Here is a 24,060-nt window from a genome sequence, read left to right as displayed (position 1 = left end):
ACAAACATTCAACCGCCCGTCATACCAAGTTCAACATCAGTAAGAAAAAGAACTATCCATGGATGCCAATATTTCTCGGTACATCGCGGAGAGCACCCAAAATGAACGCATATTTTATAGATGGTAATTAAAGCCACCTGTACTTTGCGCTTGCGCGCGTCCCTCTCCGATGATATAATGACACCGCAACCTGCTGTTTGGCCTGCAAGGGAAGTGCAGTGAGAACCTGCCGCTGTCCCGCAACTGTGATGGGCACAAAAGGCTGGTGCACGGCGGACGAAGAGTTCGCCCCAAGCCACTGTCCGTGAGAATGGACGGGAAGGCGCACCATCTGCCCTGAGCCAGGAAACCTTGGGTTAAAACAAGTTGGGTCTATCCTTACGAGGCATAAGGAGGTCTCATATGAAAGCATTTCTTTTCCTGGCAGTTCTCGCAGTTTCCCTTTTCCCCTGTATGGCTTTTTCAGACGATACCCCTCTCAACCTGGACGAGATAGTCGTCACCGCATCACGGACCCCGTCCCCTTTGAGAGAAGCCCCTGCCAATGTCACCGTGATCACGGCTGACCAGATTCAGGCATCGGGCGCGCAGACGATCGTTGATGTTCTCGAAAAAGAGCCGGGCGTATTTCCTCAGAATTTTCTCGGTAATCCCAAAACGGCGAATGTCGATATTCGGGGATATGGCGAGGCAGCCCAACAGAACGTTCTCGTCCTGGTGAACGGCAGACGCGTGAATGCCCCCGACTTGTCGGGAGCGGACTTTTCCCAGATACCGGTCGATGCTATTGAGAGGATCGAGGTGTACCGGGGTCCCGCAACCGTGCTCTTCGGGGACAACGCAGCGGCCGGAGCGGTGAACATCATACTCAAGCAAGGAGAAGGCGCACCCAGGGTGACCGCCACCACCACGGTGGGGAGTTACAATTACGTGAAACCGGAAGTCACAGTCTCTGGTAAGCAGGACAAGTTCTCATACCTTGCCCTGGCCTCGGACACCGATACGGACGGCTACCGTCACAACAACGCTTATCATGCAAAGGATCTTACCGGCATCTTTGGATTCGACGTGAATAACAACCTCACTCTGCAACTCAGCACGGGGCATCATCGTGACGATTACGGACTGCCGGGTTATCTTTTCTGGTCTGCCCTCCGCTCCGGCGCAGTTGACCCCAAGGACTCGACTAACCCCAACGACACGGCGTCGACGGAAGATAACTTCTTCGACTTCATCCCGGAACTCAAATTCCGAGACGATGTGACTTTCTCTCTCGGTGGGTCTTACCGCGACCGCCACACTGCTTCCTTCTACGATTACGGCTCCGGCAGTACCTATGATCTCAAGACCCAGCTCCAAACCTACGGCGTCACCCCGAAGCTCGTTATCTCAACACCACTTGGAACAATGAAAAACACGCTTGTCTCCGGCGTGGACTATTACAAATACGCCACGACGTTCGGCTCATACTATGTGAGTTTCTTCGGCCCGTCGCTATCGCAAGGCAATATCGACCGACGGGACTTCGCTTACTACGTGGACGATAAGTTCTACCCTGTGAACGACCTCGTTTTGGAGGCGGGTTACCGAAAACAACAGTCGGCGTATGACGTCCGGGGGTCAGATACTACTTACCGCTATGACAGGGACGCTTACCGCTTCTCCGCCAATTACACGATCCTTGACAAGGCAAATGCTTTTCTCACGTACGCTAAGGGCTTCCGTTTCCCCGTGACCGACGAATTCATTTCGTATGGGTATTACTACGGCGGCACATTTTACCCGACCACGGTTAACACGGCGCTCACACCCCAGACCACGGAAGAGCTGGATGCGGGCATCCGGTTAAGCCCCCTGCCCATGCTCACGGGAACGGTCACCTATTTCCGGAGCTTCAACAGAAACGAGATCTTCTTCAATCCACTCACTGTCAGCAACGATAACTACGACAGAACCAAGCGTCAGGGGTTCGAATCGGCGGTCTTTGTCCGCCTGGCCGAAGGCCTTGGGCTGGATGTGGCTTACTCCTACACGGAGGCCTTCTTCGACGGGGGAGCGTTCGACGGAAACCACATACCTCTCGTACCCCAGAACAAGGTGTCAGCAAAGCTGACCTACGCGCTCCGTAATTGGCGGTTCGGCCTGGCCTCGGTGTACACGGGTGCGCGGTACCCCATAAGCGACCAGGCGAACACCCACGAGCAACTGCCGGGCTACACGACTTTTGACGGCTCTGTCGGATACACGTATAAGAAACTTTCGGCCCTTTTCACGGTCAAGAACTTTACGGACAAGAGGTACGCAGAAATGGGTGTGGCCAGCGCCAACGATGTGGCCCTGTACCCATCACCGGGTAGACAGTTCTTTCTGAGGATCCAGTATGAATTCGGAAAGTAGCGTCGATCGCGCGATCCTTAAGATAAGCCGGAAGAATCGTCCGCGGCGGCGAGTGAGAGATGGTCCGACCGAAGGACGGGCGTGAAGATATGAAAGGAGAAGAAGAAATGCTTCTGGGCACTTATTACGACGGCGTGGAAATCCACCGTGAAGAAAAGATCGTTTACGCGCGTTTCCTCGTGCCTCACCGGATAATCTCCACGTGCCAGGCGGCGGGAGGTTTGCGGGACGACCTCGATTACCTATATAACCACCAGTCATCCGAGCCTGCGGGTCACCACCCTTCAGCCCACATGATCGCTGTCCGCGATCCTCTGGCCTATCGGGCCCTGGTTTCCCGTCAATATGGCCTGCCGGGAGAGAGGTGCGCTACCCTCGGCACGGCTGCGAATATGCGCTTCGCTGTCACCAAGGAGGGTCGATTGAGAGACCTCGTGGTGGTGGCAGTCTGCACCGGCGGAGTGGAAGGCAACGCCGGGCGTGCGGGAGACCCTGCCTCCGTCTACGAGCATGACCATATATTCGAGTCCGTATCCGGAGAAGAGCCTGTGCTCCACGGCACCATCAACATCATGCTCTTTATCAACCACGAACTGACCGACGGAGCTATGGTGCGCACTGTGGTGACCGCTACGGAGGCCAAGACCGCTGTGCTTCAGGAACTGGCCGTCAACTCCCGTTACTCCAATCGTCTCGCGACTGGAACAGGAACCGACCAGATCGGCGTGGCGGCCAGGCTTCACACGGGCGTACCGTTGGCGAGCGCCGGTAACCACTCCTCTCTCGGAGAGCTAATCGGCACAACTGTCCATGACGCCGTCGCGGGCACGCTTGCCCTCCAGGATTCCCTGACGCCGGAAACACAACGGTCGAGCGTGCGTCACCTCGAACGCTTTGGGGCAACAAGGGAGGGGATGAGAAACTCTATTGCAGATCGTTTGGGAACAAAAAAAGGAGTGCTCTTCGCGGTAAACTTCGACACCATAGAGCGCGACCCTCTCGTTGTGGCGGCTGTCGCCGCGCTGGTGCACTTGCGCGATAAGGAGATGTGGGGCATCCTTCCGCGAAGTTGTTCGCCCGAAGTGCGGGCGACTTACGGTGCGCAAATAGCCGCCGCTGTCTCTGGCGATTATTCGTCCTTCACAACCTATCGGGGCATGCTGGCAGAGAAGCCGCGTCAAGATGGGGATGTAGAATTCTTGCGCCTCATAGAGGACTCTTTCGTGTTAGGATTCAAGGACAAATGGCACGATGATACGGGCAAAGAGGACTAAAGAAATGAACGGACTTCTCATCGTTAACACGGGGAATGGAAAGGGCAAGACCACAGCCGCGTTGGGCCTGGCCTTTCGCGCCCTGGGACACGAATTGCCGGTCTGCATTATCCAGTTCATAAAAGGCCATTGGAAATACGGAGAATTAAAGAGCGCCGCGCGATTCAAGGATTCTTTCTTTGAGGGTCTTCTCGATTTCCATGTGATGGGGGAAGGCTTTACCTGGAAATCGAAGGATCTCGAAAAGGACCGCGAGGCAGCGAGGCTCGGATGGGAGATGGCGAAATCGGTCATTGCGGCAGGACGGCACCGCCTCGTTATCCTGGATGAGCTTACCTGGCTTCTTAAATATAAGATGGTGGATGAATCGGAAGTGCTCGACTCCCTTCGGAAGAGACCTGAAGGTTTGCATGTCGTCGTGACTGGCCGTAACGCTCCACCGGCCCTCATCGAGATGGCCGACTTGGTGACGGAAATGAAAGAGCTGAAACACCCTTACCACGCAGGAGTGAAGGCCCAGAAGGGGATCGAATGGTAGCGACCGCCATGATAAGAGAAAGGCTTCCCCAGACCCACGTAGGAGGTCGCCCGCGTACCTTACCTCACTACGTATGCCTTATCCTCGTGGGGGGCTTGCTGCTCATGACCCTCTGGTGCGTGAGGATCGCCCATGCAGCCCCGGTTAGAGACGTAAAAGCCCTCACGCTCGTTTCCCTGGGACCGACGGTCACGGAGAAACTCTATCTTCTCGGGGTACAGGACCGGCTGCTTGGCGTGACCACGTATTGTACCAGGCCACCGGAAGCGCGTAGCAAGGAGAAGGTCGGAAGCGTGACACAAGTGAGCATCGAAAAGATCCTCGATCTCAAGCCCGATCTTGTTTTTGCCACATCGCTCACCGAACCAAGAGCCATAAGAAGCCTGAGAGAGTTGAAGCTTGCCGTCACCGTTTTTGACGAGCCGGCATCTTTCGCTGAAATGAACGATGAATTCATCAAGCTCGGCCAGTTGGTGGGGGAAGAGGACCGCGCCAGAGAGATTGTCCGGGCTGCTGAGCGCAAGGTAGCGACTATTAGCCGCAAGGTGCGCGGGCTTGAAAAACCGAAGGTCTTTATCCAGATTGGATCAAAACCCCTTTTTACGGCCACGCGAGATTCCGTTATGAACGATATGGTCGAGCTTGCCGGGGCGACGAACATCGGAGCCCAATTCAGGACGGGCCTATTTAGCAGGGAAGAGGTGCTTAGCCTGAATCCGGATGTCATCCTCATCGTGGAGATGGGTATCACAGCAGAGAACGAGAAGAGAACATGGCAGAGATTCTCCAAGATGGCAGCGGTCAGAAACAACCGGATATTCATTCTCGACCCTTACGAGACGTGCAGTCCCACACCTGTAACATTTGTCGATGCCCTGGAAACCATCGTGGAGGCAGTCCATCCCGGTCTGGAGGTGAAAAAATGAGTCGGCCTCTGATCTGGGCCATGGTCGTGGGGCTTCTTGTGGCACTCTTGATTCTTGCCTGTCTCTTGTCGCTGTCGGTTGGACCGGCTGGCATCTCCCTGCCCAGGGCCATCCGTCTTTGGCGCGCGGGTGCAGGTGGCACCTACGAAAGCATCATTCTCGACATACGCCTTCCCAGGGTTCTGCTCGGATTCGCCGTGGGAGGGGGTTTAAGTCTTGCCGGGGTCATTCTTCAGGGTCTCTTCCGCAATCCTTTGGTGGAACCGTATACGCTCGGTGTCTCGGGCGGTGCTGTTCTCGGCGTCTCCGTGGGCGGTATCCTGGGTTTGAGCCGTCTTGCAGGACCTTATGTACTCCCCCTGGCGGGCTTTGCGGGGGCGTTGGCCGCGATCTTCTTCCTCCGTGCTTTAAGCGCAAAAAAAGGCATATTGAGTGTACAGGCTCTGTTGCTCGTCGGGATTATGGTGAACTTCATATGCTCATCGCTCGTGCTTTTGATCATGTCCTTTTCGCGCTTGGAGGACATTCACAGCATTCTCTTCTGGATGATGGGATCTCTGGGCGAGACCGACTGGCTTCTCGTGAAGGTGGCCGTCATCGCCACGATCGCGGCCCTCGTGCTTTCGTATTTCTTCTGCTTTGACCTCAACGCCCTGAGCATAGGCGAAGAGGAAGCGCTCCACCTGGGCATTCACGTGGAGAGAACGAAGCGGATGCTCTTCGTGCTCACCTCGCTCGTCACGGGCCTGTGCGTTTCCCTGGCGGGTGTCATCGGCTTCGTGGGTCTCGTGGTCCCCCACCTTCTCCGTCTTCTTGTGGGTCCGGACCACCGTATCCTCCTTGTGTCCTCCTTCCTCGCTGGAGCCGTCTTTCTCATTCTTTCGGATACCATCGCGAGGATGGTGGTTCTTCCGCTGGAGCTTCCCGTCGGCGTCGTCACGGGCATAGTGGGTGGGGTGCTCTTCATCTATGCCTTGAGCAAGAAAACCCACGCGGGAGGTCTATAGTGCTCGACCTTCGACAGGTAAGCTGCGGATATAACGGTCACATGGTCCTCAAGGACGTGAGCGTCACCGTACGCCAAGGAGAATTCGTGGGCCTCATAGGGCCCAACGGATCGGGCAAGACGACCCTCATGCGGGTAGCAACGAAGGTGATAACACCCGCTAACGGGCAGATCCTGCTCGAAGGAAAAGATATTGCAACGGTGAGTTACCGGAAACTTGCCACTCGAATGGCGGTCATAGGCTCGATCGACCATGCCCTCGGCATGCGGACCGAGGATCTCGTGCTCCTCGGCCGGATCCCCCTCAGAGAACCCTACCAGATTCTCGATGGGAAAAGAGACCTCATAGCAGCTCAGGAGGCTATGAGCGTTGCGGGCATTTTGCATCTTAAGGACAGGCCTGTCAACACTCTGAGTAGTGGCGAACGACAGCTTTCCTTTGTGGCCCGGGCCCTCGCTCAGGAACCGAGGCTCCTTTTTTTGGATGAACCTACAAGTCACCTTGACATTAGACACCAGGTAAGCCTCTTGGACCTGATGGCGCGGCTCAACGGGGAAAGACGACTCACCGTGGTCATGATACTCCATGACCTTAACCTGGCAAGTCAGTATTGCCACAGGCTTGTGCTCCTCGATAGAGGCGTTATCCACTCCGACGGTCCGCCAGAATCAGTTCTGACTAAGGAAACCATAGAAAGGGTCTATGAGACACCCGTCGATGTGCTTAACGGGCACTCGTCAACGAGGCCCTTCATTCGGCCCGTTTCACGGGAAGGAGGCTCACAATCGGATTGTTAGCCCATGAACCGCTGGATGGAAAGAATCCTGTCGTGAGGGCATTTCTTTTGTCTGTCTTCCTCCACTGCGTCCTCGTGGCTGTTCTGGTCTTCTTTGCCGGTGAACTGTTCAAACGCACGCACAATGAAGGGATCATCACGGTTTTCCTCGGTGCACAGGATCAAGGCGGCCCGACCGGTGGTCTTCATGGGCACGGTGCACCAAGCCAGTCGAAGGGAGCCGCCCGGCACCCAATCCAGCCCTACGCAGCACGGGCAGGTTCTGGAAGTCCAAGCCCAGCCGGGAAGGAAGGGAAAATTGGACACGGAGAGATCATCGGGTCCGTGATGGTTGACCCATCCGCTTTCCGATTGCCCGGATCATCTGCTCCGGCGGACACCGCATCCGACGGGAACCACATTGATGTTCCTGGTTCACGGAGCGAGGTCCGAACGAAGGCAGATACCGGCCAGGGGGGTGTGCTTCTTGCTGGCAGAAATGCAGCGAGTGGTGGCCGAGTGGGATCCAGCGCGGATGGAAATGACGGCCCTTGGGCGACTCCCGGCGACGCCCCTACCCGGTACGGAGCCGCACAGTTTGCCTACATCAGGACAGTCATTTTGAAGAATCTGGCGTATCCGCCCGGGGCAAAACGTATGGGCCTCAAGGGAATAGTCACGGTGGACTTCGTCATTCTCGAAAATGGGCTCGTCCAAAACGTGAAGATTATGGAAAGCTCCGGATATGACATGCTCGACAGGTCTGTGATCGAGACAATCAGGCGATCTCAGCCTTTTCCCAAGCCACCAGTCAAGGCTGAGTTAAAAATTCCCATTGTCTTTAGGTTGCAGTAAGCGTACCAAGGTTTCTGCGGTTTCAGGCAGGATAAGAGTACCCCGCGAATACTCCATTTCAAACCGTTATCTTCAATTCCCATCGAAAAGATAAAGTGAACAGTAGCAGGTGTACTAAACAACTTCAGAATGGTTGGACGTTATTTTTTCGGGCATCCGCAGGATATGAGCCTTTTTCCGCACCGGGGGCATCTCTCCATATAGCAGCCTTCGTGGTGGATACCGCCCGGCATTACGTGGCACACAGAACATGGTTCCTTTGTATCTTCCGGATAGGGCAAACGTTGAAAAGACATGTCGTCCTGGTACTCTATTGGTTGAGGAGAGCAGGTTACTGTCTTTGGATCTTCGCTATCTCTACTGCATCGTTTGCAATCTGTCATAAGGTTATTACAGTGGCACTAAACGGGCCAAGAGATAAAGATGAAATCCCTGAAGGTATCTGACCTTCCTGACGACAGACGGGCGTCTACATCGTTGCCTTGTTGGCAAACACCGACGCGAAAACCAAGGCTTTGCCCGAAGAATACTCGCGCAACACTTGGGGTGGAAACGATCGTAGGAGATTCCCTTCTCGCCGAATCATGGTGGTATAACATTTCTCACAAGCTCCTGATTTTGTCCCGTGTCCCACGCAAACTGTCCCAAAAGCTGTCGTTTTGTGAGGTTTAGCGCACCGTAAGCGATTCGTCCCCGGCGAAGGACCCGCTCTGTTTTTCTGATCCCGCCCTGCTCTACTGGTGCTAATATATCGGTTTGAGCAGGTGCGTGTGAGAGGTGCGAATCACGTGTGTATGAATAGCGGATAACCTTTGTAACTTCTCAGTAACACTTTCTACGATTAACAGATCTTGCTCTTCAACGCAGTAATAAAGCCCCTGTGTAGATAGAAGGTAACACCTGTAACACCAAAATGCATATATACCCCTCCAAGCGATCAACTCTTCGCATCTTCTGCGGGCGAAGAATATACATGATTCAGAGAAAATCAGACTAAAATCTTGTCCTAACTATTCGGTTAAATCGGATGGATTTCTTGGTTGATCTACGACCATTTAGTGCGAAATAGTGCCGAGTGAATTTTTGGACCGTTGACTATCAACGGTTTACAGCTTATAGAGGTGGGTTCTAATCCTACCCTCTCCGTTTATAACTAATTGATCTTATTGATCTATTTATTCAGTAGTCGATTCGCGTCTCCTCCGAATATCGGCCTCGAATTTCACCGAAGAAAATGCTCCGAATTGAGAACGCTTTGCCAATAGCGCTATTCATGACCTGCTTCCTATCTACCACCGCTTCGGTATATTGCGGCTCAAATCCACGTAATGCTTCATAATCAAGACGATGCCAATAGGTCTTCCAATTTGGTTGCCCTCTTAAATTCGACCGGATTATTATCGATAGCCAGTGCCTTAAAATGTGCTTCTCCGCAGGCTATCTTTGCACTCTCACGGTCACGAAGGTCGTCAGCAAACAAGCTGCTTTTGGTTTCCACGACAAAGTAAAGCCTTTCTGTACCATCCTTTTCTATCAGTACCGCCCAATCGGGATTGTAAGATCCAAGCGGCGTGGGCACTCTGAACCAGCCGGGTAACTTGGCGTAGACCTTGACAGCTTCATTGTTCTCCAACTGTTGAGCAAAATTGGCCTCTGTGCCCGAATCGCAGATCACATCCTCGAGCACGGATTTCCGCATGTCGATGAGCATATTTTTGAGGTATCCTGTCAGTTCCTCCTGGTCAAACAGCTCTTGCGCGTAATAATATTCGTCCCCCAGTCGTTGGTATTTGATCCCGTCAACAATGGCCATGCGCTTAGTACGATTGATGAGTTCTCCGGATACTTCGATGAACTGCTGGGGATTGGATTTGAAATCATTCAGCCGCCCACTCTCCACAAGAATGTGTGCGATTGTGCGCCGCGTAAGTTGAGTCCGGTCTTGCAAATCAGTCAGCAGGTCAGGAAGCTGGATGTCTTCTTCATCAAGTACCACCGTTGCCGCGCCTGCGCGTTCGGTGGCCTCGATCCCAGCCTTCCCGATAGCGATGTCGGCTTTACGCCATTGTAATCTGGTTTTCATGATAGGCGGACCTTGCCGCAACAAGTCAATACAGTTTTTTATGAGTTTTTCGTTGTCGAATTGCACGCGATAGATAGTCTTATGCTTTATTCGGTCCCAAAGGGCCTTGAATTCCGCGCTGTGAAGCTCAGCTTGTCTCGTTCGCACGTGCCTGCGCTCATCAGCGTTATTGATTTCCAGTTTACCTGCCAGTTTGTGCAGCACCTCCTTAATCTGCGGTAGCTGAGTGGCAAATGTTTCCGGCACCATCAGTGTGCCCGCTCTAAGCGCCTCTCTTAGCGAATCCTGTACTTTACCCTTGACGTCGACATATCCTTTGGTGCGCAGGTATTCCCACAGAGCCTTTGATTGATCGGCACCCATGGGCGAAATAGTGCCGTCGGCGCTCAGTACTCCTATCGCTGCAAACTGGTGCTGTTCTACAATGCCAAAACGGATGCCAGTATCTTCCTCGATCTCCTTCTGGAGGTTCTCGGCGAACTGCTCGTAGCCTTCGGTAGCGATGACGGTGAGCGTGTTGGTTTCAAATCCCCGAAGTCTCTCGCCATCCTGGTTTACGCATAAACGGAGACCTCTGCCGATCGTCTGACGGCGTTCCATCTCCGTCCGGATATCTCGCAGGCTACAAATCTGAAAAACGTTCGGGTTATCCCAGCCCTCTCGTAATGCCGAGTGCGAGAAGATGAATTTAAGAGGAGTTTCAAAACTCAAAAGCTTCTCCTTGTCTCTCATGATAAGGCTATACGTACCATCATCGGCTTTTGAATCGCCACGGGTGTCTTTAAGTACTTCCACAGTCTTTCCCCCGATATTCTTCCTGTCGATGGAAAAGTACCCATTGTGTACTTCTTCGGCGGCACGCCTCAAGTCCACCTCCTGAAAGAGGGTCTGGTAGTCGGGATGCCTGGCGAGCCGCTCATACTCCTCCTCAAAAATACGTGCATAATCGCCCTTGACGGGATTACCGTCCTGGTCATATTTGCGGTACTTCTCCACGACATCAATGAAGAAAAGGCTCAAGACTTTGATGCCTTGATGCCCGAGCCGTTTTTCCTTGTCCAGATGCTCTCTAATTGTTCGCCGGATCATCTCGCGGTGGATAGCGAGCGCATCTACGTCCCCATATGCTTCGCCCATGCGAAGATAGACCCGGGCTTGAGGCACGCGTAGTTCCATAAACTCATTACCTTTCTCGACACGGATTTCCCCAATATGACAATTCTCATAGACGGCACGACTTGTAGCCTGTTCCAGGTTGTCGCCATCCTGCACGATTTTTTCCTGACGTCGAACAGTAAGGCCTGCCTGCACGTCGATCTCAACTTTTGCCGTAATGACACCGCGCTTGTTGCCGACCGTCAGAAGACGCACATAAGGTTTGTTGAAGGCTTCCTCGATGGAAGCAGAGGCAACCTCGATCTGCTTCACGAGCTCGCGCTCATAAGCGTCAACCGCATCAAGACGAAAGACCATGTGGTGTTTGTCTACGTGCGTCGCAGAATAACGTAAGGTGCACAATGGATTCATAGCCCCGAGTGCCTCTTTGCCGCGCCCTGCAAGTCCCCCATCCACGCTCTGCGGTTCATCGACGATGAGGATGGGCCCTGTAGCTTTAATCAGGTCGATGGGCTTCTCACCACCCGTCTTTTCAGAGTCCTTGTAAAGGTTATTGACGTCTTTCTTGTTGATCGCACCGACTGTCACTATCATGATCTGTATCTGGTTACTGGTAGCGAAGTTGCGTACCTGGCCGAGTTTGGGCGAGTCATAGAGGAAATACTCGAAAGGAATGTTGGTATAGATGGCACGAAAGTGTTCTTCCATGATTTGAAGGGATTTGTAGACCCCTTCCTTGATGGCCACCGAGGGAACGACAACGACAAATTTAGTGAACCCGTACCGCTTGTTAAGCTCGAAGATGGTCCGGAGATAGACATAGGTTTTTCCGGTACCCGTTTCCATCTCCACCGTAAAGTCGCGCGATGCGAGTGATGTTGAAGGCATAAGTCCGTTCCGGAGCTGAATATCGTTCAGATTTTTCAGAATCTCATCTTCGAATAACGCAAGGCGGTTTCCGATACCCAGGTCGTACCGTGCGAAGGCGAAACGCATCTGGGGGTCCGTCGGACCGTGGGTGACAGTAAATTCTGTACGGCAGGTTTCCTGCCCGCGAAATAGATCGCAGACAGCATCTATAGCCTGTTTTTGGAAGTCCAGATTAGGATCAAAGTGGAGTTTCATAGGTAGCTCTCATCTCATGATCCAGCGTCTGCTCCCCACAAGTATCTGCCGTGTGCACCTACGAGTGGGGCGCGGTACCATGTTTGACGAATGTTTCCAGGCACTATTTGAAACGTGCCCGCGAGGAGGAGCACAAGCATATTCAATTTCCTGGTCCGAACGTTAGAACAGTGTACTACAAGCTCCGTACACTTTCTATGCCATGCTGCCCAAGGATTGCGGTAAGATTGGTTTTGGCCACGTCGTTACGGAAAGCACTGTCACGAAAGACAACGGTACTATCGCCGGCCGGGCTCGCCTCGTTGCGCCAGTTCACAATGCTCAAAGCCAGTGGTTCGACATCTTCACGGGCAATGCTCTCATCGAGACAAACAAATAGCGTGCCGTAACTTAATGAGTGGACCGACTTACCCACTATCACCCTCATCTCGATAGGCACGCAAAGATCAATGCCTAATTTGACAAGCAGTTCATAAAGGATGTCAGCCTGGCTACGATCCGTTTTTATGTGTTCGATATTTTCAAAAAGAGTCTTGCCAAGATCCTCTGGATCAGGCTCCCAGGATCGAATATTCGAGGTATCGAGTTTCAGAACCCGAAAACCAAGATCTCCTGCAGATAGTGACTCTTCCTTTTTGATCTTCTCGCTGACACGCCTCAAGCGCTCCTTTGTCAGCTCGACAATTGTGCGCGGTTTACCGAGGCTATCACAGAAGTCTTTAGCGGCCTTCTGTTGCCCATCTTCAGAATCTAACTGTTCGGGAAGTTGCACTAAGAAAGTCCGCAGCATGGTTTGTTTTTCCAGGTTGTGGCGCCACACGGCCTCGGCAGTTGTTCCTGAACCTGCGAAGAAATCGAGAACTATGTCTGAACCTTTTGCGCCGGAAAGGTTTATGAAATGTCTAACCAACCCAGTTGGTTTTGGAGTATCGAAAGGAACATTTCCGTCAAACAATTCTTTAATTTCGGCTGCTGCGTCCCGAGTAGTTCCAACATCTTTACCGAAAAGTATTGTTTCCGGGGTCCTGCCTTCGAGCTTGTTAAGGTATATTTTCCGGATAATGCGCGCCTCGTCTGAAGAGAAGACTATCTCCCCTGACTGAATTTTAGATGCCAACGTCTTTTTGCTCCATCTCCATCCGTTGGATGGTGGAGTAATCTTTTTCCCCGAGGGACTCGTTATTTCATATATGAGATTAGGACGATAGAGCGCATTCCGCACATCCCCGGGTCGCCACGGCCCGTTGGGATCGCCGTCCGGATTAGAGTAATTCTTATTATGCTCGTCTCTACGGTCAAGATTTGTCAACTCGAAATCTTCCCCTTTTTGGTAACACAAAACAAAGTTGTGGTGGACCGAAAAAGTCCCGGAGTACCCCTTGGGCTGAACACTATGTTGCCAAACGAGAATCGCAAGCCGGTTCTCCTCTCCAAAAACATCGTCGCACATACTCCTGAGCCCTGCCAATTCGTGGTCGTCAACGCTTATAAATATCACGCCATCCGTCCGCAACAGATTTCGGGCGAGCTTCAACCTCGGATACATCATGTTTAACCAGTCAGTATGAAACCGGCCGCTGGCCTCAGTGTTGGAGCTGATCTTCTTACCTCCCTCCACCTGGCCCGTCAGCTTAAGGTAGTTCTTGATGCTATCTTGAAAATCGTCAGGATACACAAAGTCCCTGCCCGTGTTATATGGAGGATCTATATATATGAGCTTCACTTTCCCGGCATACGATTTCTGTAACAGCTTTAAGACCTCAAGATTGTCGCCTTCGATCATAAGGTTCTGCGTGGTTTCCCAATCGACACTCTCCTCCGGACAGGGGCGCAGGGTCCCCGTGCTTGGCGTCAGGGCGAGTTGGCGTGCGCGTCGTTTGCCGTGCCAGTTGAGGCCATATTTTTCCTCCGGTTCCTCCACGGAACCGCCAAGAAGCTGTTTGAGCACCTCAAATTCGATTCTTCCCTCGGAAAAGGCTTCGGGAAAAAGTTCCTTTAGTTTCCCGATATTCTCGGTAATGATGCTGGCTGATTTGGTTTCGGGATCCTGAGTAGTTAACTTCTGCATCTTGCTCTCCGTAAATGTTTTGCTTCCGCCTCTTTTAGCGGAGCTTCAAGGCGTCTGATCTCAAGGTTACGCCCAGCCAGGCGGTTCGTCTGAGATTGAGACTCGGCCTCTCTCCGAAGGGAAACCATCCAGCGCGTTGAACCATCGTATCCTTAAAGCGTCTCACGCCGGATAAGGGCCGCTATACGGTTGAACTAGCTGATATATCCTCGACTGGCAAGATATATCGGCAAACAACCGAACTCTTTTTTAGCATATCGTACTCTCTAGCGAGGAAATAAACAAATAAAAAAGATGTCAACGGGACTCTACACTTTTAGATACGCACATATCATGAGAGCGCCTTACGCCTCACACCCGCCGGTCACTCCATGGAGCGGCAACACGACATCGTAGATTGGAGGGCGGGCATCTCTTAGAAGCAAAACAAAGAAAGAAACACGCATGAACAAGAGGCCAACTCATGATGGAATTGGCAGGGATTCCGTATATAGCCGGTCAGGCCTTGATTTCGATTTCACCGGTTCATCCGAGGATTCGAGTCCCATCCTCTCCGTTTCTTATCATGCCCAGCTTTTGTCTGCCGTCTCGGCGGGCCGAGCACTTCGTTCTTCTCGAAATATCGGTACTCACCAGGCTTCATGTCGCCTATGAGCAGATTTCCTATACGAATTCTCTTCAATTTCAGGACCTGGTGGCCTAACGCCTCCCCAATTTTACGTATCATGCGGTTCTTGCCTTCGTGAACCACCACACTGTACCAGGCGTTCTGTGTGGCCGAGCGCACAAACGTTATCCTGTGTGCCTTCAGTGTCCCGCCGTCCACCATCACCCCGTTTTCAATGCGTTTCATTTCGTCTTTCGTCAAAATCCCCTTGAATTTCACGAAATACTCCTTCTCAACCTCGTAGCGAGGATGCATGATCAGGTTGGCAAAATCACCATCATTGGTGAAGATCATCAGCCCCTCCGAATGGTAATCCAGCCTTCCCACAGGATAGAGCTTTACATCGAGTTTGATGAGGTCCCGGGCAATACCTCGACCTCTCGGGTCTGTAAGATCTGACATGTATCCGTCCGGCTTATAAAGGGCGATATATATTTTAACCGGCTCGGAGATGATCTCTCTGTTGTCGATCGAAATACGGTCGGTAGCCACAACCTCGCGGAACGGTTCGGTAACCACGGAGCCGTTTATTCTCACCCTTCCCGCCCGAATTATGTCTTCTGATTTACGTCTCGAGAACGCACTGACGTGTGCGACGAATTTAACTAGCCTTTCCATGTTGAGCGACTTCTCTCAACAGTTATTCCTTAAACGTCTCGGTTTGATCCACCAAATTTTTCTGCAACACCGGTTTTATAACCGGCTTATTCTGGACCGCCTTTTTGTATACCTTGAAATCTATATTCTCGCGTCCAGGCACGGGATTCGCTTCAATCTCGATCACAATGTCATCCGTTTTATCGAGAGACAGTTTAACATGCTTCTTGACTTCATTATCCACTGCGAGAAGAAGGGATTCGTTAAAAAAATAGCCTTTCTTGAAGGATGCGGTTATTTCGTGGTCGCCGGTCGTCAACAGGAGTTTGTAGCTTTTACCCTTATCGAACTTTATCTCGTTGGCATCGTTGTCTATTTTGAGCTTGAAGTCAACCGGGCTTACGATGTTAAAATCTATCCTCTTCATGCTATATTCCAGGAACGGATTGTTCCTTGTTTCCTGCTCGATGATATCGTTTCGCTCGTCCCTTGCCGTGGCTTTATAATAAACCGGCTCATAGTGAACGGTGCACGTAATGTTCTGTTCTTTTCTCTTTTCGACGTACGGTGCAGTCACCTTAGCAGCAAGCTCCGCGTACGGCGCGGCGATGAGACTTGCATCGAGGACTATATCTTCGTACTTCCTATCAATCTTGTAGAGCGACAACTCTATTTTGTCACCTGCTGTTCTATATGTACCCGTGACAACCACATCAACGTCGTCTTTCTTCATATATTCTTCGATTACGTCCTTCGACTTGGCGTACTCATTCGGAAGATACGCAAAGAAAGCCGGCGATATTTCCCCACGGGTCACAATCTTGATTCTTTTCTTCTGGGAAAACATGCTCCGTATCTCTCTCTGTACTCTCTCGGAGAACTCAGTGATATTGTTATGTTCGTCGTAAATGCTATGTACATATACTTTAATTTCTTTCTCAGGCTCGTATGGATCGACCGTTTTGGTCATCAATCCAAACACTGCGGGAAACAGATTCGCGTCGGTGTATCTTAACCATGGAATCGTCACCATGTCACTGCCAATCTCATTGCGCATTTTTATAATTTCGCAGATGTCGGCAGTCTCGTAAGTCTTGATGACAGCACATTTTCCCACAGCATCCATATGCTGTACATCAGCTTTGCCGTAAATCGTAAATATATCGCCCTTTATAATGCCGTCTCTCTGCCCGAGATTAACAAGCGCCTTGTCTCCGAGGAGCATCTTTACCTTACCCTCAAGGCTCGCGACAATCTGCCCCTGCAGTTCCTCTCCGGTCGCGAAACCCTTTACCGAAACAAGTATCAAGAAGCAAATGCCAATAATGGTTATTGTTTTCATCTAACCCTCAGCTTTATAAAGGTCTTTGACAATCCTCGGCGTTATGAATATAAGAAGCTCAGTCTTGTTATCACTGTCAGCCTTATGCTTGAACAGCCAGCCTAAGAGCGGAATATTCCTAAGCCCCGGCAACCCATTTTCGCTGGCGTTCTCCTGTCTCTCGTATATGCCACCGATCACAGCAGTCTCGCCGTCCTTCACATACAGAATCGTTGTCGCCTGTTTCTTATCGATCGTAGGGACTCCCTGGGATTGGTTGATGAAATCCGCCTGGTCCTTTTTTGCAAGAATATCGAGCTTTATATACCCGTCCTTGGTCACGGAAGGTGTTACCTCCAGACCCAGCACGGCTTCAGCAAACTGTGTCTGTGTGCCTGAAGTCGATACTGTTTGATACGGGATTGACTTGCCCTGCTGTATTATCGCTTTCATGTTATTGGACGTGATGACCTTGGGGTTGGACAATATTTTACCCTTCCCCTCAGCCTCAAGAGCCGATAACTGCAAATCAAGGGCAAAGGCGTCATCGGGACCACCCAAATACATACCGAGTATTCCTCCTGATCCTGCGCCCACCGAGGCCGGTAAGTTGACATTATAGGGGACGATCTGACCACCCGGCCTGAATCCAAGTGAGCCCACAGGAGACGTGAGCGTTCCAGTCCCACCTTCTGTCACGCTCGTCCAGGTCTTGCCGCCCCCTATCTCCACTGGCGTGTTGGTCAAACCGGAACTCGCACGAAAACGCGTGCCCCACTGCACTCCCAGTTCCTTAGAGAATGTGGACGTTGCCTGGACGATCTTACAGTCGATTTGTATTTGTGTCGGTTTTACGTCATGATCTTTCACAATCTGTATGATCGTCGCGACATTGTCTCTCGTGTCCTTCACGATGATTGCACGATCCCAGGGAACTTGGGTGATGGTCCCATACTCCGACAAGAAGCCCCTTGCGGCAGTGCTACCGGCGCCTGTGATGGTGACTCCGGCAGGGGGAATCCCTCTAATTACCCTTTCAACATCGATGGGATTCGCATAATTCAGGTAAATGGTCTGTGTTACGAATTCCTCGCCGGCCTTCTGCTTTTCGAGCTTCTCTTTTCTGAAGGCGTCTCTCTCAGTTTCCTTTCTCTTGGTTTCGTCCTCAAATTCCTTCTGTGTGACAATCCGGATTATGTTGTCAGAGGCTATGGCCTTTATGCCGCTCGTCCCCGCAATCATCTCCAACGCTTCGTCCCAGTACACATTCTCAAGCTTCATGGTAACTTTGCCCTTAACCGCGTCAGAAATAACAATATTCTTGCCAGATACCTCCGAGAGTATCCTTATGACATTCCTTATATCGGCATCTATGAAATCAAAGGATACTTTTACGATGGGTTTCTTCACGGATTGGCCGAAACACATCAGGGGTACGGTTAAGAGTACCAGGAGAAAAAGCGTTAGCATTATTTTCTTACTCATATTTCACCCTTTTTCATTTTGTCGCGGGGATGTCAACAACAACCTTCTTTATCTCCCCTTTTAGCTTATATGCTAAAATGACATTACTGCTTGAGATATCCGCCACCCACATATTCTGATTGAGATAGTCCCCTTTTCTAAAGAATATGCCTTTGCCCTGTGTATCCTCCATCATAGCTATCATGCCTTTGTCACTCTTCAGTATGCCAACGAGTTTAAGCTCCTCCAGTTCATACCCGAGCGCCTCAGAAGTTGCGGTCTTGTTCTTTGCCACTTTCACTTCCCTGCTACTCTTGGCCTTGAGCAGTAACACCGGCTCGAAGGGGTCCCTTCTTCCTTCCGATGTATAGACGAAATCGCCAAGATCGATCTTCTTTTCATCTTTCTTCTGTTGTATTTGCGCTTGGCTCGATCCAGCTTGCGGTGGCCTGGGTTCAGCACCGAAGACTGCGGTCCCGGCGAAGATAATGAGAAAGACTAACATGGAGTAGCTATTTTTTCCCACTCTGCCCGCCTTTATCCGTTTTGCTATCAATTTTCTTCCCCGGCCTTTGCTGATCCCTCGCGTATACATAAGCACTGGCCGTGCACGTGCCCTCAAGGAAAATATTCCTGGCCGTACCCTTGGCTTCTAACGAGAAATCTGTCACATTGACGATGCGGTCCATTCTTCTTATACCGTCAAAAAAATAGGCCACCGTGTGAAAGGGCCCGCTGAACTTGATCTCAAAAGGTAGCTCGGAATAAAATTCCTTAGTCTTCATTTCCTTGGGCTCAAAGTATTTAATTTTGAGTCTCGTCTCTTCGCTCACACTCGTCACGCTTCTCAACAAATTGGGTATGTCTTTTGACTCAGGTAGCTGCTTCAAAACATCCTGCAAGAGTTCCTGCATCTCCGCAAATTCCTTCCGGTGTTTTTCCATATCGTTTTTGAGTTGTCTTAAGTCGGCCAACTTCTTCTGAAGATCGCCATATTCTTTGGTCAGCTTGTTCCTCGTCTCGAGCTGGGGCAACATGATAAAGTAGACAAGCCCCGCCGCTATCACGCATACAAGGATTATCGTAGCTATAGCCTTATATATCGAGGGTATTTTCTCGATCTTTCTTACAAGTCCTTTGCTTTCGAAACCTACCTTCATATGGACATGTTCCCTGTAATTATAAACTTTTTGATAGTCAGGCCTTCTTCGTTCACATCCTGCACATTCTTCAATTCCACGTTACTCATGTAGGGCAGCTTGGAGAGAGATTCCATGAACTCGGATATGGATTCGTTCACAAACGAGCGTCCCTCCATCTCAAATTTGCCTTCCGTCTTCTTAAAAGTCTTGATCCACACCCCTTCTTTAATGAGAGACGACAGATCGTACAGCGACCTGGCTGTAAGCGCTCTGCCTGTTTTCAACTGCTCGAGCGTCTGTATCCTCTTTTGGATCTCTCTCTTGGCTTCCTGCATCTTCAGGTATTCACTGGAAAGCGGCTCAAGGCTCTGTATCTCCTTTTTTGCCGACGCGATATTCGACCTCGTATTTTCAATGTCACTATAAATACTCCGATCGATGAGGAAGAAGATTACGCATGCCAAGATAAGCAGCAACAGGAAATCCCGGAAATCCTTCCTTAGTGTGGAGGCCCTTTTTCTCTTGAACGGCAGGAGATTTATCTTTATCATAGCGTCAAATCCAGGACCCGCGTGGAGAGATATAATGGCACGGTCAGAAATTCTTTAAGGTTGTCATACATCTCATCGTTGGCATCTTTGCCCTGTACCAGTAAAAACGGGTTTATAACTTCCACCTGTATGCCCGTATCCTCTACTATCTTTTCTTTAAGTCCCGGGAGCAAAGAGGAACCGCCGGTGATGTATATTTTGCCGATGTTCTCCTTGGGCTTTGTCGCGAGATAGAATCGTACCGTCTTATTGATCTCTGAGGCAATATTAAAAATAAAGTCTTCAAAAAGATATACGATATTGGCGTCTGCTGACAATTTCTTTTCCTCAGCGCTTTTATAACTCAGCTTGGCTGACTTTTGTATGAGATTCGTCAGGTACTTGCCTCCCATTAATATTTCCCTGGTGAACTCTATACTCTCCCCGTTAAGAATCGCTATATTCGTCACGGACGCGCCTATATCAACTATTACCGCAGAGTGTTCCGTAGGATTGTAGACCTGTTCCACCAGGTTTGATATGTTGAAGATGTCTACATCCAGTATTTGTAAAGTCAGGTCTGCCATACTAAAAGCGGCAACGTAGGCATCGACAATCTCCTTCTTGGCCGCTACGATCTTAACATCCATCATGCCCTGTTTCTCGGGGTCTACGCCCATAACGTAGTAGCTATAGTAGATGTCCTTCAAGGGAAATGGAATGGCATTTTCCACTTCTATGCTGATCGTATTTTCAAGCTCTTCCTCTTGAAGAAAGGGAATCGTAATCTTTTTTGAAATCACAGAGTAGCTGGACAATGCACAGGCCACATTTCTGCACTTAATTTTGTTCTCTTCAAACAATGTCTTCAATTCGCCGGCAACAAGATCAATGTCTACGATGTGTCCGTCACTCAACAAATCCTGCTCGTACGTTTTCGAGATAACATGCTCGACTATGAAAAAACCTTTAACATTTTTCAGAGCGCAGAGCTTTATAGAAGTGGTCCCTATATCGACACCCACAAGCTCACTCACCTGCCTCGCTGTGAGACTCCCTATGACCGGCAGCGACTGAAATACTGAGCCGAGGCTCCTCTTAGGTTTGTATACCCTTTTACTCGCGCTCCTGGTCTTTGCCTCATTCTGGGCAGGCTCGAGTGGCGCTTCCTTACTTACGATCGTTTCCGGGCTACCCTGTTCAACAGAATCAAACGGGTGGTCCTGCCCTGTTTCCTTCTTTTGTTTGAAAAATGATGTCAACGGGATTTTCATATGCCCTTTAGCCTGATCTTTTCGGTCCTCAAATGCGCGAAGCTTCAGTCACGCTGAAAGCCATCTTTTGCAACATTTCTCACATCGTGTACACAAATTAGTAATAATCTATTTAATATGTTACGCATATTACCATAGACCATTTCTACCATTGTTGATTCTATCATATTGAAAACTTTAACAGAGCGGTATTTTGTTGTCAAGACTTTTTTGGGGTAGACAAAAGAAACATCTTGACATTCGTCAAGTATAATATTGAACGCTTTGATATTATTATTAACTCCCATCCCACCACACCAAAGTTACTGCTTTACTTCTTTACCGCTCGGATTAGTCCACCCGGCTTGCAGCCTTGTCGAGATCAATCTTCAAGGGGAAGACCACCTCGGATCCCTTGCTGCTCGTTATTCTTACCTTAACGGTATGCGAACCCTGGTCACCTTCCTTGATCTGCCAGTTCAGAATACCCGATGCGCTGTCAATCGTCATACCCCCGGGAGCATCAACCAGTGCATAGGAAAGAGCGTCTCCGTTCGGATCGGTGCCTTTCACCTGGTACGATAGAACCTTGCCGTCATATTTGAGTTGCTTGCCTTCAGCACTTATGGAGGTGGTGTTTTTCACTTCCATTGTGAATACACCCGGTTGTCCCGCCACATCACCATCAAAAGGGGTCACCTTAACAGCGATCCTATCTCCCCTTTTGAATCCGCTTGCGGCATCGTTGTTACCCCCAAAAGGCTCTCCATTCTTTGTCCATTGGTATGCATAGACAATCCTGTCCCCAAGATTCACGTCTTTTTCAACGATCACCCGGATGATGTCCTGGTTGTCCCTCGATTCGAACTGGAGTTTGGCCTTTGTTACGGCGAGAACTTTGCTCGCCCCCCGGGTGAGCTCACCAAATGGTGGTGCACCTATACCCGCCACGACTCTATCACTCGCAGGACTTTTCCGCGCAACCGATTGGGGTTTGTGGAAATAAGCACATACGCCCGCAACGATGAGGCAGAGGCAAACGGCGAAAACATACGCGAGTGATTTTCTGTATTTCGGTTTCTTCTTATGTGCCGGCCCTCTATTCCTGTAAACGCGACGCTCAGTACGCATAGAGGATTTCAAGGTCGACTCTTTCAACCGGGTTATTTACTCTCTGACCATGTGCTAGTATCGTATACAAGTAGGGATAGTGCTGCACCGTAATTACTCCACTTCCCGCCTCGGTAACCCCCTGACCGATTAGCGATGTGCCGCTTGTATTCGAATTTCCAGGTGTTGTACCCGCAATCTTCAGGTCCACTGTGTACGACGGTCCACCCGTCCCCTTAAGGGTAAAAACGAGATCGGTACTTTGGGTGGGATCCGTGGTCTGAGCGCTCGCAGGACATCCCGTCCAGTTCTGTGCATTGTTCGTATTACTCGGGTCGTAAAGCAGCTTACGGTTGAAACAGTCATCGGTAACACCTGTACCGGCTACCACGCTGGCTGAAGTGATAGTGCTATAACTCCCCAAGAGGTTGTGGAATGTGTATTTGTTAGCAAGCACTTGCGGCATAACGTCTTGCACAAGTACGCCGGCGGCCCCAAGGGATGCCTCACGTGCGCTTTCGTACTGCCTTTGAAGGCCTGAAATCTCGAGCCCCGTGTTTGAGAAGAACATGATAGCCGCAATGAGCCCGGCCGAGATGGTTACCAGAACTAATATGGTGAGCAGCGCTACACCCGCCCGACAATCTTTTACGCGTATCGTCCTCATTTTAGAACAGGCTCCTCGGCTTTACGGTCATGGTATAAACCTTCCATCTGTAGTTTCTCCAGCCCGCCCCTGTTGTTGAAAGATCGTATTGCCGCCCAAAAAACTGGGCTCCCACCGTCTCTCCCACATTCACAACCTGGTTTGCCAGGTCTCGTTGATACGAGGTATCAACCCCTCCTTCATGCGCCAAAATGTAAACTCTCACCTCTTTTACCTGCCTTTTGATATTATAGGCGGTCATGCCATTGGGGCTATTAGAGTAGGTATCCGGTAGACCATCTCCATCCGCATCGAGCCTGAAAAGGACCTGCAGGTCAGCCACACAATTCAAAAGAGGCATGAGGGTCAACTTACCGTCGGCCTGATTCACCACACCCTTGTACAATATTCCTGTCTTGGGTGAACAATTTGTCGGAGCATTGCCACCGGGCTGCAGGATATAATAATCCGCACGGTTAAAGGGCATGCGCAGGGTAGCAGCAGTTTCATCGACACCGTACGCGACATAGCGGTCATTTGCTGTAACAGGCTGGTACGCGGTTGGCAGATCCGTACTCGTGCTGTAGGCTGGGTAGAAGGTCGAATCGGTGTTGAGGAGCAAGGTGGAATTCCCGCCAATTGTCTGACTCGGTTTGAGAACAATCATACGGTTACCCGTATCCATATCTAGGTTAGAATCATTCCAGACGTGCGGACGGGCGCTATGAATGTATGTCCACTTGCCCGAAGCCGAGTTCTCGCCAACGGCTGTTGACTTGATCACAAGATAGTCTGAGCCGTTGTATCCAATACCGTCCCCGTTAAGGATGGCCCTCGGTACTCCATTGGGTGCATCATTGAATCCCGCTGGCACCACATCCACGGCCTCGCTATAGTTAATGGCCAAAGGGTTCCCAAAGATATCCTGGGTCGGAAATTCATCGGCAATCCCGAAGCCCGCGGCCTCGATGTCGGTTCTCAAAATTTCAAGCGTTAGAGCGCCTTCAAACTGGGTCGAGCTAATTGCTGCCTGTGTTGCGGAGCCTCTAATGAGCGACTGGAAAGTCTGCATATTCATGGCTACGATAATACTCAATATGGCTATGACAATCAGCATCTCTATAAGGCTGAAACCTTTCTCTCGTTTTTCCCGTAACTTCTGCATC

General features: G+C 50.7%; 20 protein-coding genes and 1 riboswitch. Of the genes, 7 read left to right on the top strand and 13 right to left on the bottom strand.

Annotated features, from left to right (window positions below):
* Positions 1–172 precede the first annotated feature (172 nt).
* Positions 173–373, top strand: a riboswitch (cobalamin riboswitch).
* Between the two features lie 29 nt (positions 374–402).
* The 6 genes from VMT62_07980 to VMT62_07955 all read left to right on the top strand — a co-directional run bounded on the left by VMT62_07980 (position 403) and on the right by VMT62_07955 (position 6,939).
* A complete protein-coding gene (locus VMT62_07980; protein HVN96351.1) occupies positions 403–2,397 on the top strand; it encodes a TonB-dependent receptor in 1,995 nt (664 codons plus the stop codon).
* 89 nt (positions 2,398–2,486) lie between these two features.
* Positions 2,487–3,671 (top strand): adenosylcobinamide amidohydrolase, encoded by a 1,185-nt coding sequence (locus tag VMT62_07975; GenBank protein HVN96350.1) that lies wholly within the window; start codon positions 2,487–2,489, stop codon positions 3,669–3,671.
* A 4-nt stretch (positions 3,672–3,675) separates the two neighbouring features.
* A complete protein-coding gene (gene cobO / locus VMT62_07970; protein HVN96349.1) occupies positions 3,676–4,209 on the top strand; it encodes a cob(I)yrinic acid a,c-diamide adenosyltransferase in 534 nt (177 codons plus the stop codon).
* Positions 4,203–5,135 carry a helical backbone metal receptor gene (locus VMT62_07965; protein HVN96348.1) on the top strand — a complete coding sequence of 311 codons (933 nt, stop codon included), beginning with the start codon at positions 4,203–4,205 and terminating at the stop codon, positions 5,133–5,135. Before cobO ends, VMT62_07965 begins: the two co-directional genes overlap by 7 nt.
* A complete protein-coding gene (locus VMT62_07960) occupies positions 5,132–6,142 on the top strand; it encodes an iron ABC transporter permease (protein ID HVN96347.1) in 1,011 nt (336 codons plus the stop codon). The genes VMT62_07965 and VMT62_07960 overlap by 4 nt, the downstream gene beginning before the upstream one ends.
* Positions 6,142–6,939, top strand: coding sequence for an ABC transporter ATP-binding protein (locus VMT62_07955; protein ID HVN96346.1), 798 nt, complete (start codon positions 6,142–6,144; stop codon positions 6,937–6,939). The genes VMT62_07960 and VMT62_07955 overlap by 1 nt, the downstream gene beginning before the upstream one ends.
* Here VMT62_07955 and VMT62_07950 read toward each other — a convergent pair.
* Complete coding sequence (locus VMT62_07950; protein HVN96345.1) at positions 6,936–7,127, bottom strand: hypothetical protein; 192 nt, start codon at positions 7,125–7,127, stop codon at positions 6,936–6,938. The genes VMT62_07955 and VMT62_07950 overlap by 4 nt on opposite strands.
* Positions 7,128–7,436: 309 nt before the next feature.
* Between VMT62_07950 and VMT62_07945 the strand changes: the two genes are divergently transcribed.
* On the top strand, positions 7,437–7,772 hold the full coding sequence (locus tag VMT62_07945) for an energy transducer TonB (protein ID HVN96344.1): 336 nt from the start codon (positions 7,437–7,439) through the stop codon (positions 7,770–7,772).
* Between the two features lie 1,339 nt (positions 7,773–9,111).
* Here VMT62_07945 and VMT62_07940 read toward each other — a convergent pair.
* The 12 genes from VMT62_07940 to VMT62_07885 form a co-directional block, all read right to left on the bottom strand.
* Positions 9,112–12,096, bottom strand: a complete 2,985-nt coding sequence (locus tag VMT62_07940) for a DEAD/DEAH box helicase family protein (GenBank protein ID HVN96343.1) — start codon at positions 12,094–12,096, stop codon at positions 9,112–9,114.
* A 175-nt stretch (positions 12,097–12,271) separates the two neighbouring features.
* Entirely contained in the window at positions 12,272–14,164 is a 1,893-nt protein-coding gene (locus VMT62_07935; GenBank protein ID HVN96342.1) for a site-specific DNA-methyltransferase, read from the bottom strand.
* Positions 14,165–14,681: 517 nt separating this feature from the next.
* Positions 14,682–15,449, bottom strand: coding sequence for a pseudouridine synthase (locus tag VMT62_07930; GenBank protein ID HVN96341.1), 768 nt, complete (start codon positions 15,447–15,449; stop codon positions 14,682–14,684).
* A gap of 22 nt (positions 15,450–15,471) precedes the next feature.
* The gene (locus VMT62_07925; protein HVN96340.1) at positions 15,472–16,770 is read right to left on the bottom strand and encodes a hypothetical protein; all 1,299 of its coding nucleotides are present in this window, start codon (positions 16,768–16,770) and stop codon (positions 15,472–15,474) included.
* Complete coding sequence (gene pilQ, locus VMT62_07920; protein ID HVN96339.1) at positions 16,771–18,234, bottom strand: type IV pilus secretin PilQ; 1,464 nt, start codon at positions 18,232–18,234, stop codon at positions 16,771–16,773.
* A gap of 13 nt (positions 18,235–18,247) precedes the next feature.
* A complete protein-coding gene (locus tag VMT62_07915) occupies positions 18,248–18,739 on the bottom strand; it encodes a pilus assembly protein PilP (protein HVN96338.1) in 492 nt (163 codons plus the stop codon).
* Positions 18,726–19,373, bottom strand: a complete 648-nt coding sequence (gene pilO / locus VMT62_07910) for a type 4a pilus biogenesis protein PilO (GenBank protein HVN96337.1) — start codon at positions 19,371–19,373, stop codon at positions 18,726–18,728. Before pilO ends, VMT62_07915 begins: the two co-directional genes overlap by 14 nt.
* Positions 19,370–19,906 carry a PilN domain-containing protein gene (locus VMT62_07905; protein ID HVN96336.1) on the bottom strand — a complete coding sequence of 179 codons (537 nt, stop codon included), beginning with the start codon at positions 19,904–19,906 and terminating at the stop codon, positions 19,370–19,372. The genes pilO and VMT62_07905 overlap by 4 nt, the downstream gene beginning before the upstream one ends.
* A complete protein-coding gene (gene pilM, locus VMT62_07900) occupies positions 19,903–21,159 on the bottom strand; it encodes a type IV pilus assembly protein PilM (protein HVN96335.1) in 1,257 nt (418 codons plus the stop codon). Before pilM ends, VMT62_07905 begins: the two co-directional genes overlap by 4 nt.
* Positions 21,160–21,489: 330 nt before the next feature.
* Entirely contained in the window at positions 21,490–22,281 is a 792-nt protein-coding gene (locus VMT62_07895) for an Ig domain-containing protein (GenBank protein HVN96334.1), read from the bottom strand.
* Complete coding sequence (locus VMT62_07890) at positions 22,259–22,915, bottom strand: hypothetical protein (GenBank protein ID HVN96333.1); 657 nt, start codon at positions 22,913–22,915, stop codon at positions 22,259–22,261. The genes VMT62_07895 and VMT62_07890 overlap by 23 nt, the downstream gene beginning before the upstream one ends.
* Position 22,916: 1 nt before the next feature.
* A complete protein-coding gene (locus VMT62_07885; protein ID HVN96332.1) occupies positions 22,917–24,059 on the bottom strand; it encodes a prepilin-type N-terminal cleavage/methylation domain-containing protein in 1,143 nt (380 codons plus the stop codon).
* Position 24,060: the final 1 nt, after the last annotated feature.

Source organism: Syntrophorhabdaceae bacterium, assembly GCA_035541755.1.
Lineage (GTDB): Bacteria > Desulfobacterota > Syntrophorhabdia > Syntrophorhabdales > Syntrophorhabdaceae > PNOF01.
The sequence above is the reverse complement of the archived record's forward strand: the minus strand, read 5'-3'. Positions and strand labels throughout refer to the sequence as shown.

Coding starts and splice junctions, on each gene's coding strand:
- VMT62_07950 (HVN96345.1), bottom strand. CDS start 7,127: ATGAAGACCACCGGTCGGGCCGCCTTGATCCTGTGCACCGAGGAAAAC.
- pilO (HVN96337.1), bottom strand. CDS start 19,373: ATGAAGGTAGGTTTCGAAAGCAAAGGACTTGTAAGAAAGATCGAGAAA.
- VMT62_07960 (HVN96347.1), top strand. CDS start 5,132: ATGAGTCGGCCTCTGATCTGGGCCATGGTCGTGGGGCTTCTTGTGGCA.
- VMT62_07885 (HVN96332.1), bottom strand. CDS start 24,059: ATGCAGAAGTTACGGGAAAAACGAGAGAAAGGTTTCAGCCTTATAGAG.
- VMT62_07935 (HVN96342.1), bottom strand. CDS start 14,164: ATGCAGAAGTTAACTACTCAGGATCCCGAAACCAAATCAGCCAGCATC.
- VMT62_07905 (HVN96336.1), bottom strand. CDS start 19,906: ATGATAAAGATAAATCTCCTGCCGTTCAAGAGAAAAAGGGCCTCCACA.
- VMT62_07975 (HVN96350.1), top strand. CDS start 2,487: ATGAAAGGAGAAGAAGAAATGCTTCTGGGCACTTATTACGACGGCGTG.
- cobO (HVN96349.1), top strand. CDS start 3,676: ATGAACGGACTTCTCATCGTTAACACGGGGAATGGAAAGGGCAAGACC.
- pilM (HVN96335.1), bottom strand. CDS start 21,159: ATGAAAATCCCGTTGACATCATTTTTCAAACAAAAGAAGGAAACAGGG.
- VMT62_07980 (HVN96351.1), top strand. CDS start 403: ATGAAAGCATTTCTTTTCCTGGCAGTTCTCGCAGTTTCCCTTTTCCCC.
- VMT62_07925 (HVN96340.1), bottom strand. CDS start 16,770: ATGAAAACAATAACCATTATTGGCATTTGCTTCTTGATACTTGTTTCG.
- VMT62_07930 (HVN96341.1), bottom strand. CDS start 15,449: ATGGAAAGGCTAGTTAAATTCGTCGCACACGTCAGTGCGTTCTCGAGA.
- VMT62_07965 (HVN96348.1), top strand. CDS start 4,203: ATGGTAGCGACCGCCATGATAAGAGAAAGGCTTCCCCAGACCCACGTA.
- VMT62_07940 (HVN96343.1), bottom strand. CDS start 12,096: ATGAAACTCCACTTTGATCCTAATCTGGACTTCCAAAAACAGGCTATA.
- pilQ (HVN96339.1), bottom strand. CDS start 18,234: ATGAGTAAGAAAATAATGCTAACGCTTTTTCTCCTGGTACTCTTAACC.
- VMT62_07890 (HVN96333.1), bottom strand. CDS start 22,915: ATGAGGACGATACGCGTAAAAGATTGTCGGGCGGGTGTAGCGCTGCTC.